The organism is Pseudomonas sp. SZ57, assembly GCF_009495975.1.
Classification (GTDB): Bacteria; Pseudomonadota; Gammaproteobacteria; order Pseudomonadales; family Pseudomonadaceae; genus Aquipseudomonas; species Aquipseudomonas syringae.
The window spans coordinates 74,942-90,678 of record NZ_WIBD01000007.1; the positions used below are offsets into that span (position 1 = coordinate 74,942).

General features: G+C 54.1%; 13 protein-coding genes and 3 pseudogenes. 9 read left to right on the forward strand and 7 right to left on the reverse strand.

Annotation, left to right across the window (positions count from 1 at the left end):
• The first annotated feature begins 109 nt into the window (after window positions 1–109).
• From GE543_RS09875 to GE543_RS09885, 3 genes and pseudogenes are all read left to right on the forward strand, one after another.
• Complete coding sequence (locus GE543_RS09875; RefSeq protein WP_153221338.1) at window positions 110–412, forward strand: STN domain-containing protein; 303 nt, start codon at window positions 110–112, stop codon at window positions 410–412.
• Between the two features lie 35 nt (window positions 413–447).
• The gene (locus GE543_RS09880) at window positions 448–1,773 is read left to right on the forward strand and encodes a DUF3089 domain-containing protein (protein WP_178118582.1); all 1,326 of its coding nucleotides are present in this window, start codon (window positions 448–450) and stop codon (window positions 1,771–1,773) included.
• A 417-nt stretch (window positions 1,774–2,190) separates the two neighbouring features.
• Window positions 2,191–2,295: pseudogene (locus tag GE543_RS09885) on the forward strand (IS5/IS1182 family transposase); the annotation flags it as partial.
• Window positions 2,296–2,388: 93 nt separating this feature from the next.
• Here the strand turns inward: GE543_RS09885 and GE543_RS09890 are convergent.
• Window positions 2,389–3,758, reverse strand: a protein-coding gene (locus GE543_RS09890; protein ID WP_153221340.1) for an IS3 family transposase whose coding sequence is annotated in 2 segments (ribosomal slippage) — window positions 2,389–3,290 and window positions 3,290–3,758 — 1,371 coding nt in all. Because the reading frame shifts where the segments join, the coding sequence is not laid out codon by codon here.
• Window positions 3,759–3,840: 82 nt separating this feature from the next.
• Here GE543_RS09890 and GE543_RS09895 point away from each other — a divergent pair.
• From GE543_RS09895 to GE543_RS09905, 3 genes are read left to right on the forward strand one after another with little or no spacing between them, the layout of a single operon-like run.
• Window positions 3,841–4,158, forward strand: coding sequence for a transposase (locus tag GE543_RS09895; protein ID WP_153221341.1), 318 nt, complete (start codon window positions 3,841–3,843; stop codon window positions 4,156–4,158).
• The gene (gene tnpB / locus GE543_RS27390) at window positions 4,155–4,490 is read left to right on the forward strand and encodes an IS66 family insertion sequence element accessory protein TnpB (RefSeq protein WP_153221342.1); all 336 of its coding nucleotides are present in this window, start codon (window positions 4,155–4,157) and stop codon (window positions 4,488–4,490) included. Before GE543_RS09895 ends, tnpB begins: the two co-directional genes overlap by 4 nt.
• Window positions 4,491–4,540: 50 nt before the next feature.
• Window positions 4,541–6,067: an IS66 family transposase gene (locus GE543_RS09905; protein WP_153221343.1), complete on the forward strand. Its 1,527-nt coding sequence runs from the start codon at window positions 4,541–4,543 to the stop codon at window positions 6,065–6,067.
• Between the two features lie 195 nt (window positions 6,068–6,262).
• Here the strand turns inward: GE543_RS09905 and GE543_RS09910 are convergent, their stop codons facing one another.
• The 3 genes from GE543_RS09910 to choX are packed head-to-tail and all read right to left on the reverse strand — an operon-like array spanning window position 6,263 to window position 9,028.
• Window positions 6,263–6,847 (reverse strand): HD domain-containing protein, encoded by a 585-nt coding sequence (locus tag GE543_RS09910; RefSeq protein WP_065950775.1) that lies wholly within the window; start codon window positions 6,845–6,847, stop codon window positions 6,263–6,265.
• 1 nt (window position 6,848) lies between these two features.
• Complete coding sequence (locus GE543_RS09915) at window positions 6,849–8,066, reverse strand: TauD/TfdA family dioxygenase (protein ID WP_153221344.1); 1,218 nt, start codon at window positions 8,064–8,066, stop codon at window positions 6,849–6,851.
• 17 nt (window positions 8,067–8,083) lie between these two features.
• Window positions 8,084–9,028, reverse strand: coding sequence for a choline ABC transporter substrate-binding protein (gene choX / locus GE543_RS09920; RefSeq protein ID WP_153221345.1), 945 nt, complete (start codon window positions 9,026–9,028; stop codon window positions 8,084–8,086).
• Between the two features lie 208 nt (window positions 9,029–9,236).
• On the opposite strand from choX, the gene GE543_RS09925 reads away from it, so the two are divergent.
• Together GE543_RS09925 and ltrA are read left to right on the forward strand one after the other, a co-directional pair.
• Window positions 9,237–10,127: a LysR family transcriptional regulator gene (locus tag GE543_RS09925; protein WP_178118583.1), complete on the forward strand. Its 891-nt coding sequence runs from the start codon at window positions 9,237–9,239 to the stop codon at window positions 10,125–10,127.
• 645 nt (window positions 10,128–10,772) lie between these two features.
• On the forward strand, window positions 10,773–12,059 hold the full coding sequence (gene ltrA, locus GE543_RS09930; RefSeq protein ID WP_178118584.1) for a group II intron reverse transcriptase/maturase: 1,287 nt from the start codon (window positions 10,773–10,775) through the stop codon (window positions 12,057–12,059).
• 344 nt (window positions 12,060–12,403) lie between these two features.
• Here the strand turns inward: ltrA and GE543_RS09935 are convergent, their stop codons facing one another.
• Window positions 12,404–13,942, reverse strand: a complete 1,539-nt coding sequence (locus GE543_RS09935) for a PAS domain-containing hybrid sensor histidine kinase/response regulator (RefSeq protein WP_153221348.1) — start codon at window positions 13,940–13,942, stop codon at window positions 12,404–12,406.
• 622 nt (window positions 13,943–14,564) lie between these two features.
• Between GE543_RS09935 and GE543_RS27835 the strand changes: the two genes are divergently transcribed.
• Entirely contained in the window at window positions 14,565–14,783 is a 219-nt protein-coding gene (locus GE543_RS27835; RefSeq protein WP_371927148.1) for a response regulator, read from the forward strand.
• Between the two features lie 492 nt (window positions 14,784–15,275).
• On the opposite strand, the pseudogene GE543_RS27105 reads toward GE543_RS27835, so the two are convergent.
• Together GE543_RS27105 and GE543_RS27395 are read right to left on the reverse strand one after the other, a co-directional pair.
• Window positions 15,276–15,443, reverse strand: a pseudogene (locus GE543_RS27105) (ATP-binding protein); the annotation flags it as partial.
• 184 nt (window positions 15,444–15,627) lie between these two features.
• Window positions 15,628–15,732 (reverse strand): annotated as a pseudogene (locus tag GE543_RS27395) (transposase); the annotation flags it as partial.
• Window positions 15,733–15,737: the final 5 nt, after the last annotated feature.

Here is a 15,737-nt window from a genome sequence, read left to right on the forward strand (position 1 = left end):
CACTGGAGGGCTGGCGAAAACGCCCTCCCTGTATGAGGTATCGTTCGATTTTCAGCGGATAACGCCGTTTGCCGGGTGAATTTTCGACTTGCCGCTGACGTGAGGCAAGTTGATCGGAGCATCGTTAGCAATTGCTGCTAATGGATCTTTGGGACAAGACTTCCAATATAATTGCCAAAATGAGCCGGGTAATGTCAAAATTCCGGAAGGCCGCCTGGGAGATGCCCTTAAGAAGCTACCTCTAACTACTCGCTGCCCTATCTCCGGTAGCAATCAAGATCGCGGCAAGCGTTCGAAGCTCTTTGTCGGCATGATGATGCCCGAGCAAGCATTCCAAGCCATGCTTGATGGTACTGGGCTGGAAGGCAACCCGATCAGGGGGGATTGGAAATTACCCTCCCTTCCGCAATGAGCTCAATATAATTTCGGTAGGAGATGAACAGTCAAATGTTACACATTCCATCATTTCAACGTGAAATGTATCGAAAAGCCAACTCAGCATCTTTTATGCAGAAGCAAGCTCAGGGCAATTTTTCAAGAAATTGGGCGGTGCTCTTCAATGCGGTGGTGAAGGTAGTCAGTCCTTGTGAACCGATCTCTCGAAGAGGCATCAAAAAATATGGGATTGCTCTTGGACTTGCCGCCCCGCTGTTTTCAGGCTGCGTTTCGACGCATACACCACACAATCTGAAGAGCGCGGAGGCTCTTTATGCTGACTCGGCGCGTTGGCTTTGTTTGCCTGGGCGGGAAGATGCTTGTACATCTCAACGTATCATTTTTGAACGTGTCGTCGGTGAGCAGCCCCGCTCTATCGCGGACGCCGCATCTATTAGCGATCCGGGTATAGACTGCTTTTATGTCTATCCAACCGTGAGTATGTCGCCAATTCCGCGCAACGCTGACAATTTCAACGATAATCGCGAGAATATCGAGACGGTTGCAAAGGTTCAGGCGGCATCATTCCGCAGCGCATGTCGGATGTTCGCACCCTATTATCGGCAAGCGAGCATTGCTACGTACATCCTGCCCGAGCGCATCCGTCAGAGCTATGTCAGGGTGGCGCTGAATGACGTGGAGGCGGCATTCGACCACTACATGACTCACAACAACGGTGGTCGCAAGATTGTTTTAATTGGTCATTCGCAAGGCGCTGAAATTGTTAAGAGGCTGCTACAGGAGCGTTTTGACACCTCCCCGACAATGCGTGGCAAGTTAGCGCTGGCAATTATCGCCGGTGCGCCAGTTTACGTGCCGACTGGTGGTACCAAAGGGGGCACATTTGCAAATATACCGACTTGTAGCAGTCCAGGAGAGATGGGCTGTTATGTTACTTACAAGAGCTACATCGAGGGGACCCATCCCGAGCCTGAGAGGAGAATGGTCGGTAGGCCTGGTGAGGAAGAAGCTTGCGTCAACCCCGCAACCCTGGACATTCCCGGTCTCTCGCCGGAAGGGCGGAGCAATGGGCGTAGGAACCTTGGCGGTACTCTGCTTCCCCCGCCGGCGTGGTCTTTAGGCGGTGTCAAGGGCGACAAAAAGATGCGAAGCTTTGAGCGCGTGCACGACGGCTATAGCGCGGCCTGCTACTCGGAGCCGGGTACCACGCTGCGGTACTTATCAATTCGGGAAGAGTTGGCGGATGGCGATCAACGTCGTGCGCGCGTGCCTTTCGATTCTAGGGAGCTACGAAATGGTCTCGGGCTTCATGTGCTTGATATGCAGTTCCCAAGCGAGGAGCTTGTCTCTCTGGTAAGAGCGCGGCAGCCTTGGTAAAGAGATATAGACCTACGCGAGGTCTATATCACTTGCGAATGGAGAAGGCTGCTATTTTTCCACAGTCAGAGATGCGTTCAGCTCATTGCAGTATACAGCCAGTGCAGCGTGGCTTGCTCTAGGCGAGGTCAAGAAACAAATCCTGAGCGCGCGGGATCTCGTAGAGTTCCGAACGGTCGCATTCGGATTTTAGGATCTTGCGCTGCTTCTGGCGATTTTCAGGAGGAAGTCTGTGGATCATAGACGCACTATCCCTGACCCATTGCAGGCGCGTCAGGCTTGTATCAAATGCAGTTTTTAAAGCGCCGAGGCCAACGTTGACCTGACATCGATTTGGACGACAAAGAAGCCTAGGGGAACGCTGAAAAAGACTTCCAAATTTATCAGAATACCTTATCTCAACCGCCTAAACGCCTGATGAAGCAGATGACCTTCGCTAACGCCGAGTACGCTGGCAAACGCAAGCAAACCCGTAAAGAGCGCTTCCTAATCGAGATGGATCAGCTCGTGCCTTGGAAGGGATGTAACCGTGCGGCCAAGTCACCTACCGAACTCCGGCATTAAGGGCGATGGTGTCCGCGTATTTTGATCTGACCCCGAAATGTTGGACGCCTTCTATGCCCGCCGTGCTTGAGTCCTGTATTCCACAGGGCTTAGGCCACTCAGCTTCAGCCTGATTCGCGAATGATTGTAGTAGTGTATGTACCCCTCTATCCCTGCTTCAAGCTCATCAAGACTGCTGAATTTGTTCAGGTAAAAGAACTCCGACTTCAAGGTGCCGAAAAAGCTTTCCATAGCCGCATTATCATAGCAATTTCCTTTGCGAGACATGCTCGGCTTCACTGCTCGCTCGCTCAGGACGCGACGGTAAATAGGCATTCGATATTGCCATCCTTGGTCAGAATGCAAGATTGGTTCATCGCGTGGCCGTAGCCGTTCAAAGGCTTGTAGTAGCATTCCGCCGACCATATCGAACAGCGGGCGCCTGGCTGTCTTGAAAGCGATGATTTCGCCTTTGTAGAGGTCAAGTATCGGTGAGAGGTAAAGCTTCTGCCCGCCGACCCGAAACTCCGTCACATCCGTAACCCATTTCTGATTTGGTCTTTTGGCATTGAACTTCCGCTTCAGCAGGTTCGGCGCAACCTGACCTTCTTCGCCTCTGTAGGCCCGGTATTTCTTTGTGCGCACACGGCTTTTCAACTGAAGCTCGCCCATGAGGCGCTGAACAGTCTTGTGGTTCACGAGGTGTCCAGCTCGCCGAACGGCAGCAGTGATGCGGCGATAGCCATATCGGCCTTTGTGCTCGTCGAAGATCGAGCAAATTCTGGTCTTCAATACCGCGTATTTATCAACGGCTTGCTGCACCTTTTGTTGATAGTAAAACGTGCTACGGGCCAAGCCCGCCACTCTCAGAAGGCCTTCCAGAGGGTACTCTTGCCTCAGTTCAATCACGATTTGCGCTTTTTCCGCTGCGCTGCTCGTTCCTTCGCTTGAACCAAGGCATCGAGCTTTTTTAAATAAGCGATCTCCATCCGCAACTGGCTCAATTCGGCCAGCAAATCATCATGCGTACGAGCTTCGTCGTCCGAAGATTCAAGCTGAATGGGCGGGATAGGGTTTGTCATTTTCTGGTGACGTCCGCTTCCTGGCTGCCGGGACAAGGCCTCCAAACCGCCTTCATCATACCTGCGCTCCCATTCGCCAATGATGTCGGATTTCCGGATATCAAACAGCGCAGCGACTTGGCGATAGGACAGCTCTTCCTTTCGCATGCGCTGCAATACAGCCAGCTTGAACTCAGGGCTGTAGTTCTTCTTTCTCTTACTTTTGAGGCCTGCGGCACCAAGCGCCTGATAGGCCGCAATCCATTTTCGAAGCGAAGAAGAATTGACTCCGTGGCGATGCGCTACCTCTCGGTGACCTGCGCTCCCCGAACAGTAATCTTCAACAACCGACAATTTCGCCTGCTCTGTGTACTTTTTCATGAGCCCCCTGGATGTTGATGTCCAACATTTCGGGGTCAGATCATTTTAAGCGGACGCGACCGCCCTTATCGCAAGGATTTCCATGCGCCAACGAAGCTCTTATCCCAAACCATTCAAAGCCCAGGTCGTCAAGGAATGCCTGCAACCCGGAGCGACGATTTCCAGCGTAGCCATCCATCACGGCATCAATGCCAACGTGATCCGCAAGTGGCTACCTGCTTACCGGGATCAATCGCCTGCAACCTTGGCGGCTTTCGTTCCGGTAAAAACGGTACCAAGGCGAGCATCAGAAGAGATGGTGATCATCTCGCTGCCTCTGGGCGATAAATCCATCACCGTAAAGTGGCCAGCCTCGGATCCGGACGGCTGCGCGCGTTTCATTCGTGGCCTGGCCCAATGATTCGCGTCGATGCCATCTGGCTCGCCACCGAGCCTATGGACATGCGCGCCTGCACTGAGACTGCGTTGGCCCGAGTGGTCGCGGTGTTCGGTGCGGCGAAGCCGCACTGCGCTTACCTCTTTGCCAACCGCCGGGCGAACCGCATGAAAGTCCTGGTGCACGACGGCGTCGGTATCTGGCTGGCGGCACGGCGCTTGAACCAAGGTAAGTTTCATTGGCCAGGCCTCCATCGTGGGACGGAGGTCGAACTCGACCCCGAACAACTTGAGGCGCTGGTACTTGGATTGCCCTGGCAACGTGTCGGTGCGGGCGGCGCAATTACATTGCTTTAAATGTTGCTTTTTAGCTGAAGCAGCAAGGCTGCTTTGGTAAAATCCACCCCATGACTTCCTTGCGCGATCTCGACCAAATGAACCCCGAACAACTGCGCACACTGGCTGCGCAGTTGTTGTCCAAGGTCGACACCCAAAGCAGAAAGATCCATCGTGACGAAGCTATCATCGAGCAGCTCACTCACGAGATCGCACTCCTTAAACGCCACAAGTTCGCCAAGCGCAGCGAGCAGATCAGCCCGGCGCAAGGCAGCTTGCTCGACGACCTGCTCAATACCGACCTCGAAGCTATCGAGGCGGAGTTAAAAGCCCTTCATCCAGCACCCGCACAGACAGAACCACGCCAGCAACCCAAGCGTGCGCCGCTGCCGCCAGAGTTTCCACGGACTGTGATCCATCACGAACCGGACGACACTCAGTGTGCTTGCGGCTGTCAGCTTCAGCGCATTGGTGAAGACGTCAGCGAAAAGCTGGACTACACACCGGGCGTGTTCACTGTAGAGCAGCACGTTCGTGGGAAATGGGCATGCCGGCAGTGCGAAACGCTGATCCAGGCGCCGGTGCCGCCGCAAGTGATCGACAAGGGCATCCCCACTGCCGGCCTGCTGGCCCACGTGATGGTGGCCAAGTTCGCCGACCACTTGCCGCTCTATCGACAAGAAAAGATCTTCGGCCGTGCCGGCCTGGTCATCCCGCGCTCGACACTGGCGCAGTGGGTGGGCCAAACCGGCGTGCAGCTCCAGCCCCTGGTCGATGCGCTGCGCGAAGTGGTGCTGGCCCAGCGCGTGGTTCACGCCGATGAAACGCCGGTACAAATGCTGGCGCCCGGCGAGAAGAAAACCCACCGCGCTTATGTCTGGGCCTACAGCACTACGCCGTACTCGGCCTTAAAGGCCGTGGTCTACGACTTCAGCCCCAGCCGTGCTGGCGAACATGCGCGTAACTTCTTGGGCACCTGGAACGGCAAGCTCGTCTGTGATGACTTTGCCGGCTACAAAGCCAGCTTTGAACTGGGTATCACCGAGATCGGCTGCATGGCCCATGCACGCCGTAAGTTCTTTGACTTACATGTAGCCAATAAAAGCCAATTGGCGGAGCAGGCGCTTCACTCGATTGGCGGGCTTTACGAAGTCGAGCGACACGCCAAGGAAATGAGCGACGAAGACCGTTGGCGATTACGCCAGGAAACAGCCGTGCCCATCGCTGAAAAGCTGCATGAGTGGATGCTGGCCCAGCGTGAACTTGTGCCCGAGGGCTCGGCCACGGCCAAAGCTCTGGATTACAGCCTTAAACGCTGGGTAGCGCTGACGCGCTACCTGCAAGATGGTGCTGTGCCCATCGACAACAACCAGATCGAGAACTTGATCCGGCCGTGGGCGCTCGGGCGCTCGAACTGGTTATTTGCCGGGTCGCTGCGCAGCGGTAAACGCGCGGCGGCAATCATGAGCCTGATCCAGTCGGCGCGCATCAACGGGCATGATCCGTATGCTTACCTCAAGGATGTGCTGATGCGGTTGCCGACGCAGCGGGCCAGCGAGATCGGGCAACTGCTCCCGCACAAGTGGACGCCCGTTTAATTACGCAAGGCGTGTTTGCCGTAGCTTGAGTTTTCTCGACCGTTGGATGGAGTTGGAGCGACAGAGCCATCCAAGCTCGCTTTCGCTCTTGTCGGAAAGGGCAAAAAACTTATCCCGAAAGAATAACTAAATGCATAGTTCCCGAGCCCAAAGCTTAAGGTACTTTCGGACTCGGGATAGGCGATATCCAGTCGGTCAGCCAAGAGGGTACTCAGCACCTATCACTTCGGGATCAAACGGCTTGCGAGAAAATATTTTCCTGACCATTGGTGCGAAGTGCTCCAGATCTGGGGTTGGGAACGCTGGGTCAAAAGAGGCCTGATCCCAACGCTCGCAAAAATCTGCGCATAGCTGGAAGCATGGATGCTCTCTGTAGCGATCTCTCTCGTTACGATCCCCGCCAAAGTAATGGGCATAGTAGAAGTTCTGGAACAGTCCATGATGATGCAGCACCCAGGCAACCTCGCCACGTACATAAGGTCGTATAATCGATGCCGCGTACTGAGAGTGGTTATACGGCGCGAGATCGTCACCGATGTCATGGATCAAGGCGCCTACGATCATCTCTTCATCTGCACCGTCTGCCTCAGCGCGAGCAGCCGTTTGTAAGGAATGCTCAAGACGGTTGATTTTGTAACCGCTTAGCGTAGTGGCCAACCCTTGCAGTGCATTCAGAATTCGATCAGCCAACCCTTTGTTGAACTCACTCTCCAGATGCTCAAGGAAATGGTATTCCTCGGACGTTCCATCTTTCATGCGGATGAACTCGACCTGCTCCATATCACGCGGCCTCTTCGGTTTGTTTGGATCCTTTGATAATTTCGCTCAAACGCTCACGCGGCCCGTCTAAGTCTATGTAGCATCCTTGCAGATGCCTTGCCCCTTCGGACGGGTTGAAGCTTGTGCGGCCATGAAGGACTCGGCTGTTGTCGAAAAACATCAGCTCTCCGGCGGCTAACCGGAACCTCACCTCATAGTCTGGATGATTGAACAATTCGGCCAAGCGCTTACGTGCTTTATGGAATGCCCGTATTTCGTCGGCCCTCAGCAGCGGCAAGCTGTCCAGCCGTGGACTGTAGTGCACGCCAAGGGTATGCCCAGTCTCATCGGTCTTGATCATCGGACGCCGGGTGGTCAGCTCTACACCTTTATCTGCGAACCGAAAGCGAACCGGAGTGTTTTTGAGGAGCATGTAGCCTGCAAGGTCTTCCTGCATAAGCGCATCCACCACCTTGACGCTATCCACCATCGTGGAGAGCCCACCGGAGGTTTCGTTGACCAAGCAGTGCAAGAGCTGGATGCCCGGCACTGGGTCTCGGTAGGGATTATCGGTATGTGGGCCCAAGGCCACGGTGCTATAAGCTAAGTCGTTCGCCTTCGGTTTTGAACGAACTTCGAAATAAGTGCCAAAATTGGTTTCCTTGACGTACCCGAATTTTCGACCTACTTCGAGCACCTGCTCTGGAGTATTTGGGACGTTCGCAAGGACGATGTAGCCATATTGCAGGTAGGCCATAAGAGCCGCTTCAAATGCTTTGCTATCGCTCAGCGCTCGCCAGTCATGACGAATCAACCGCTGATCTAAACTGCTGTCCCACGCAATGGCTGCTGGGGTGTGATCGGCGTCAACAATCTCGGCCAGCAGATACTCTGTTGTGTAGTGGGCACTATGGCCGTCACTGAAAGCAATGCGCACCCGCCCTTGTGGAAGGGGCTCTACCTCTGTTAATTGAACGTCCGGATCGATGAGATGGGAATCGAACAGGCGCTGCTGGGTATTCGTGTCCGTTGACTCCGGATCCTGGGTCTTCTCCCGGAGCCACAACGCAGGAATGTCGTACTCATCCTGACCGGTGGAAAATTTGAGCGCAGGAGGATTCTGTTGAATTTTCAGTTCGGTGACTCGCATTTTTTGCAGATCCTGAGAGTGGAGGTAAACCCATTCTTTAGAGAAGTGTGCTTTATGAAAACGGGGAAAATCAGCATCTTTGCCATGCATTTTTCTAATACTTAACGTTAGATGCCGAAGTAGGCGCGGGAAGCGCTCATGGCATCTTTCCCATCAAACGTTGTAACGCCTCCGAGCCATTTTTCCAGCCAGGCGGGATTCTTCTTGATCCATTCTTTCGCGAGCATGACGGGGTCTTTTTTGTTCAGGACACCTACCATGATTTCGCTTTCCATGTCGGTGTCGAAGCGCATATTGCTGATCAGCTTCGCAGCATTCGGGCAACGCGTGGCGTAATCGGGCGCCGTAACGGTGTAGACAGTGGCGGCACCATAATCGGGGCCAAATACCTCGTCTCCACCTGAAAGGTAGGTCATTTTGAATTCTAGGTTCATCGGATGAGGCGCCCAGCCAAGGAATACGATTGGCTTCCTGCGTGCGATGGCGCGCGAAACCTCCATCCGCATTGCGGCTTCGCTCGACTCAACCAGAGTGAAGCTACCCAAACCATAGAGATTCTTTTCGATCATCTTCTTCAGGGATGAGTTACCACCGCTTCCAGGCTCAATCCCATAGATTTTCCCTCCCAGCTGGTCTTTGAATTTTGCAAGATCCTGGAAAGAATGCAGACCCTGATCCGCAAGATATGTGGGCACCGCCAAGGTGTACTTGGCGCCAGTCATGTTCGGGGGCTGTTGCTTGAGCAGCTTGCCTGCGTTGACCAATGGCATGACGGTGGGATCGAGAGAAGGCGACCAATAGTCGAGAAACGCGTCCAGTTTGCCCGCTTGGATCGACCCGAGAGCAATAGGCACTGCGACCAGCGTTTTGCTTGCGGCGTAGCCTAAGGACTCAGCCACGGCCATCGTTACTCCATTGTTGGCAGCATTGTCCGCCCAGCCAAGATCGGCCAATCGGATGGACTTACACTGTTCAGTATCGCCTGCTGCGAACGTGCTTAAAGAGGTGAACGCCAGTCCAGAAAAAGCTAAATACAACAAGGCCTTGCGCATGAGTCGTCTCCGCGTACCAGTTAGGTCAACTAGGGTTAGTAGGTCTTGGCAGAGAGCAAATTTGTGTGTGAGGATGACCGAGCTTTTTTGTTTTAGATTTCGGTTCAAGCCCAAGACTACTCAGTCCCCAGCGGCCGAGATACACGCTTAAACCTTATACGGGGCATGCATAAATCTTATGGGCGGTCAGAGAAAAACTTTCCCTGCCATGAAGGCGCTGGTGGCGTTTGAGGCCGCAGTCAGACTCGGGTCAATGACCGCAGCAGCCAGGGAAATAGGCACTACTCAGCCTGCTATCTCACAGCAAATCAGAAGCCTTGAGGAAACGGTGGGAGGAGCCTTGCTTGATCGCTCGGGCAATCACTTGCGGCCAACGGCCAGTGGAAAGCGCTTCTACGAAGACCTATCGCCCCTGCTTTCCAACTTAGACTCTGCGTTGGAAAGAGTCCAAGCAGGCCTTTCTAACCATGTCCCATTGATTACCATTTCTGCGAATTTTGGTTTTTCCCATCTTTGGCTATTACCTAGGCTGCATCTTCTACAGCTCGAATTTCCTGGTTTACGATTTCAAATTCTTCCTATGGACTCGCACAACACATCCAATTTGCATGACGTAGATTTGGCCATCAGCTTCGATCAACGCGATGTCAAAATGGAAAGCGAAATCATGCTCGCGCCGGAGAAGGTTTTTCCAGTATGCAGCCCGGGTTTTGCACAGCAGCAGGGTTTGTTGACTGACGTAACACTGAGCGACTTGAAGTCGCTGGCGTTGCTTCACATGGATGAACGCAATCCAAAGTGGCTGGATTGGGCGAGATGGTCTGCCCTTGCTGGGTTTGGTTCAATTGATGAAAAAACCAGTTTCACTTTTAACAATTATCCATTGCTCTTGAACGCTGCCATTCAGGGAAAAGGCCTCACGCTCGCTTGGGGGGCACTTGTGGATCAGGCGATCCAGGATGGTCTATTGGTGCGGTTAGGGCCTACAGTAATTCGCGATGACCACGGTTACCTACTGCGCACTCGGCATCGTAACAACTCACTGATTACCCCCGTAATTGAGTGGTTTAGGTCGTCTATGGCTCATGCGAACTCCTGATTTTTATGGGTTTCGTGCTTACAGATACCTAAACGCGCGCAGTGCTATACGTACGCAAGGTGCGTTAGCCGGACGCTTAGTGCGCCAGTTAAAGCTGGCCGAGGATAGTCGATGAAAGTTCGATACTGGTAAGAAATGGCGAATCAACCAGGCCCCGAGTCATGCATGTTGCACCGTGAGGTGCAGGGTGAAGCGTTGGCAGGGGAAACCGATGGGCCAGCCATTGAGCCGCGTAATCAGGAATTCGGGATGCCGATGCTGTTAAGCGAAGCAGAAGGCAATACGGAGCATGGCGTTATACGCCAGTCATGCTCTGATCCCGCGCGGTCGGAGACCCTGTGCACGTCGGGAAGTCCTTCGCACGGAAACTGGGAGATCTCAGCGGCGCCCGGTGCGCAAGCACCGGGCGGAGTAGGAAAGGCCAAAAGCCGTAACCCTGCTGCCTACGTCGCTGAGAAGTCGGATACGTCCGTAGTACCTGAGAAGCCATCGAACAAGGGGCCAAGCCCTGCGGAGATGGTGGAGGAAAGGGACGTAGCCAAGGGAAACACCGACACGCCCCCCGCGCCCCGGACACAGAGCCGGATCAGTTGCGCGTCGATGGGGCTTGAAGGTGTACGTGAAGCAGCCCGAAGGAACAAGGGCATGCAGTTCACGGCTTTGCTGCACCACATCACACCGCAGTTATTGGCGCAGAGTTTCTATGCCCTGCGCCGCGATGCAGCGGTAGGCGTGGACGGCATGTCGTGGTGGGAATACGAGGAAGGTCTTCTCCAGCGGGTAACCGATTTGCACGCAAGGCTCCACGGTGGAGCCTATCGAGCAACGCCATCGCGGCGGGTCTACATTCCCAAAGCCGATGGCAGGCAACGCCCGTTGGGCATTGCCTCTCTGGAGGACAAGATCGTACAGCAGGCAGTCGTTACTGTTCTGAATGCGATCTATGAAGAGGACTTTCTGGGATTCTCGTATGGGTTTCGGCCGGGACGTAGCCAGCACGATGCGCTGGATGCGTTGACGGTCGCTCTGAAGGGCCAGAAGGTGAACTGGATATTGGATGCGGATATCACGTCGTTCTTTGATGAGATCGACCATGAATGGATGCTGATGTTTCTGGGACACCGAATTGCAGACCGGCGCCTGCTCGGGCTTATCTGCAAATGGCTTCAGGCGGGTGTTATGGAAGATGGCCGTAGGGTGGCTGCGACCAAGGGGACTCCCCAAGGTGCAGTGATATCGCCGTTGCTGGCAAATATCTATCTTCACTACGTGCTGGATCTGTGGGCAGGGCAGTGGCGTGAGCGCCACGCCCGTGGTGATGTGATTGTTGTGCGTTACGCGGACGACAGTGTGGTGGGTTTCAGGTTGAAGTCGCAGGCCCAGAGATTCTTGGAGCAATTACGAGAACGACTGGCCCGGTTCGGTCTATCGCTCAATGCTTCTAAGACACGGCTGATTGAGTTTGGTCGTTTCGCTGCGAGAAATCGTAGAGATCGAGGCTTGGGTAGGCCGGAGACGTTTGATTTCCTGGGCTTCACACACTGTTGTAGTTCCAACAGAAACGGTGGGTTTCAAATACTGCGTCTGACGGTCAAGAAGCGAATGCGTGCAACGCTGCTGGCTATTCGGGATGAGCTGAAGCGCCGACGTCATGAACCCATCCGGGTTCAAGGGCAATGGCTGACTCGGGTGGTGAGTGGTTACTTCAATTACCACGCGGTGCCAGGAAATCTGATACGTCTGGGTGGTTTTCGTTCGGCGGTATGTCGTCTATGGCGGCAAGCCCTCAAACGTCGCAGCCAGCGTAACCGGCTTCAGTGGTCACGCTACGGACGTCTTGCCGACCTCTACATACCTAGACCCAGAAATGCACATCCGTACCCTGAGGATCGCTTCGCGTCACCTACCCGAGGCAGGAGCCGTATGCGGTAGTTCCGCACGTACGGATCTGTGCGGGGGGTGGCAGGTAACTGCCATCCCTACCGCGACCCAATTACATTGCTTTAAATGCGGCCTTTTAGCTGAAGCAGTCGGGCTGCTTTGGTAAAATCCACTTCCATGACTTCCTTGCCCGATCTCGACCAAATGACCCCCGAACAACTGCGCACACTGGCTGCGCAGTTGATGTCCAAGGTCGACACCCAGAGCCGAAAGATCGTAACCGTCCGGCGAAGTCACCTACCCGATCCCTGCAATAGATGACTTGGGCGGACGCGTACGAGCGCTCGCTGCCCTGCATAAGTGCATGTGTCGGGCGCGGGCTTCACCAAATGGCTCTAAGTTACACACTTGGCCATCGTAGCGACCAAGGTCGGCATATCGAAGGGTTTTACCAGCACCAATGTATCGGGCGGTAGACGTTTCTCTAGGTCGTCTCCGGCATAGCCTGTGATAAGCAACACGGGTAAATCGCCGTACAGTCCCCGGCACTGATAGGCCAACTCGCAGCCATCCGTTGGACCGGTTAAGCCGATATCACTGATCATCAAATCGAACGGTTTAACAGCTTCGCGCAAATGCTCTAGCGCACCGGAAGCATCGCTGGTGACAGTGACCTCATGTCCTAACTGCTGCAGCCGGGTCGCTAGCGTTTCACGCACCTCGAACTCATCATCTACCAACAGTATGCGGCGCGTTGGCTTATCGATTACTAATGATTGCTCATGGCTAGAGGACGGCGTTTCGACGACGGCGTTTGTTGATGAGTCAGAAGTTTCCAAGGGTAACCACATACGAACCCGGGTACCGACTCTAAGCACGCTATCCAAGTCCACTTTGCCCCCCGACTGATTAGCGAAACCGTAAACCTGGGACAGGCCTAGTCCCGTTCCGGACCCAATCGGTTTGGTGGTGAAGAATGGTTCAAATACTTGATCAAGCTGCTCTGGCGGGATGCCACCACCTTGATCCGTGACCTCGATGACTGCATAGCGCTGGTACGTTTTATCGTCATCCAGAGCAAGCGACATGTCCTGCGCATGTTGCGCCGTCACTTCGATGTTCCCACCTCGTGGGCTTGCATCTCGCGCATTGACCAGCAGATTCAGAATCGCTGCCTCGAATTGAGCACTGTCAACGTGAATAGCTGGAAGATTGGGAGACACTCGTACCGTCACATTGACTTGGTGGTTAGCAGTAGGACGCAGCAGGCTTATGATATCAGGCAGACGGCTCGCAAGATCGAGTGCGCATGGGGTAAGGGGCGATCTCCGAGAAAAAGCCAGCAGTCGGTGTGTGATCATTGCAGCCCGCTGAACCAGCTGTTGTCCGCGCTTAGCTCGCTCAGGCACTGCCGAGAAGCGTCCAGATATGGCGAGGTTAGCAATGAGCTCGAAAGAGACGCCGAGACCTTGAAGGATATTATTGAAGTCGTGGGCAATGCCTGCGGTGAGTTCGCCGATCGCAGCCATTTTGTTTCGTTGCAACGATTCGGCTTCCATTTGCTTACGGACTGTAATATCTGCGACCACGCCAGATACACGTAGTGGGGTGCCGTCTTCAGAAAACTCGGTCCGCCCGAGCGGTGAAACCCAATGAATAGAACCGTCCGGCCAGCGCACGCGAAATTCGCAACTCAGTGAGCCGACCGTTCTTGCACGCTCGAAGGCATCCGTGAGGATATGGCGATCCGCCTCAAGGATATGTGTCAGAGCAATCTCCAGTCCCCAATGGGGCTGGAGGGTTTCGTAGCCAAAAATCTGATCGTGGCGAAGAGATCTCAGGACTTCTTGGTCGAGCTCCAGATCGAGCATCCAGACCCCCAGGTCGGCACTCTGTAGCGCGAGCTGAAGTAGTTGGGTAGGTAACGCATCCATGAAGATATCTCATCGCAAAGTAATAACTGAAAATTCCTGGCCAGAATGAAAAAAATCACAATGGAAAACGAGTGGAGGCTGATAGCTTCCTCTTAACAAATGACGCATTCACGAGGCGAGTCGTGTTTATCTGGTTGTGAGTCAATATGGACCAGCTAAAATTGCTTAGTTTCCCCCGGTTGCAGGTGGCACTCAACATTGATTAGACCTGGTAACGGACGCGGGTATTCATACCGGTCGTTGTTGAACCCGACCTACCGCGTCGCTTCCCAGCCCTGCAGCTAGCTGCTCGTGCACTCGCTTGCGCAGCTCTAGATCCGTAGGCCGGCCCTTGTAAACACCAGTCGACGTCGCCCTGGCGATGACTTGAGCTTGGCGCAACCTCTTGCCCCGCTCATCGGACTGATTGCTTTAATATGAGCTTGGCGTGTCCAGTCAGTTACATGCACGTAAACTCAGACATCGCTCGAGTAGGTCTTATCGTCACGACGGGAATTATCTCATGAGGACCATCATTCTTGTCGAGGATGAGCTAGACATAATGACCATCATGGTCGAAATTCTGGAAATGGTAGGCCATAGAGTCAGAGCATTCTGCGAGGCAGATTAAGCTTGGAGTCACATTCAGCACAACTGGGTCGATGCAGATCTGCTGATCACTGACCTAAGAATGCCTGGCAGCATCGACGGCCTTGAGCTGGTCCAAAGGCTGCACGATTTGCTAGCGCAGGTGCCGATAGTCGTCGCCTCAGGTTTCCATGCAGCGGCAAACACGTTGGACTATGATCATGTGCATTGGTTGAGCAAGCCATTCACCTTGACTCAGTTGCAAGCCATCTGACAAAGACTGACCGCGCACTGATCAACCGGATTTGCTCTGAACTTGGGGAATTTCCTTCATATACCGCGGCAAGTAAATGCACACTGTCGTTCCTTCACCCACGCTCGATCAGACATGCACCTGACCGTCCGATTGCTAGACAAAGCCATCAAGCTCGAGATATCCCTGCGGGCAGGGATTACCAAAGGGGGGGCGCTATCTATTCTTGCAGACGCTTGTGCATGCCAATTTCATTTGCATCCTCGCAACTCCAATCGTCGCTTTGTAGTGGTCTAATGAAACCGGACACATATTTAGGCGAGAATGCTCGCCAGATCGAGGTGTCAGATGACCAAACAACGCCGTTCTGTTGGCGCTGATTGAAAACTGACCCAGGACGGATTGCTGATTTCTGTCCCAGCAATTGTGGATAAGCTTAGCAGCAGTGTTCCGATTCAAGACGCATTAAGCCCCACCGCATGTATGCATGCAGCAGGGTATTTATGGTGCGGATCAAAATGGCTCATCGTCCTCGATATCATCTCCGTCCTTGCGCTTTCGTTCCCGTGACTTGATCTTTGTCTGGGCGGCCAAGGTGCTGTGTTGCAGGCGATAAGACTCGTTGCCCGTTTCGACGATGTGGCAGTGATGTGTCAGCCGATCCAACAACGCTGCGGTCACCGCCGGGATCGGCCAGCTGCCACTTCACGATGAGGTTTTGATGGCCGAACGGAACGTCGATACTGACGGACATTTGCAGATTGGCCTGGGGTGGAGATGGTAGTTTTATCGGAACAAAAGCGGGCAACGCTGTCGCCTCACAATCACGATAAAGAGGTATCCATTTGCGAACCAAATTCGCGTTGATGCGGTGGCGCAGGGCTACGCTGGCCATCGACATGCCAGGTTGCAGGCATTCCTGGACGATCTGCGCTTTAAAGGGCTTGGGGTAAGAAGTTCTCTGGCGCATGGCAA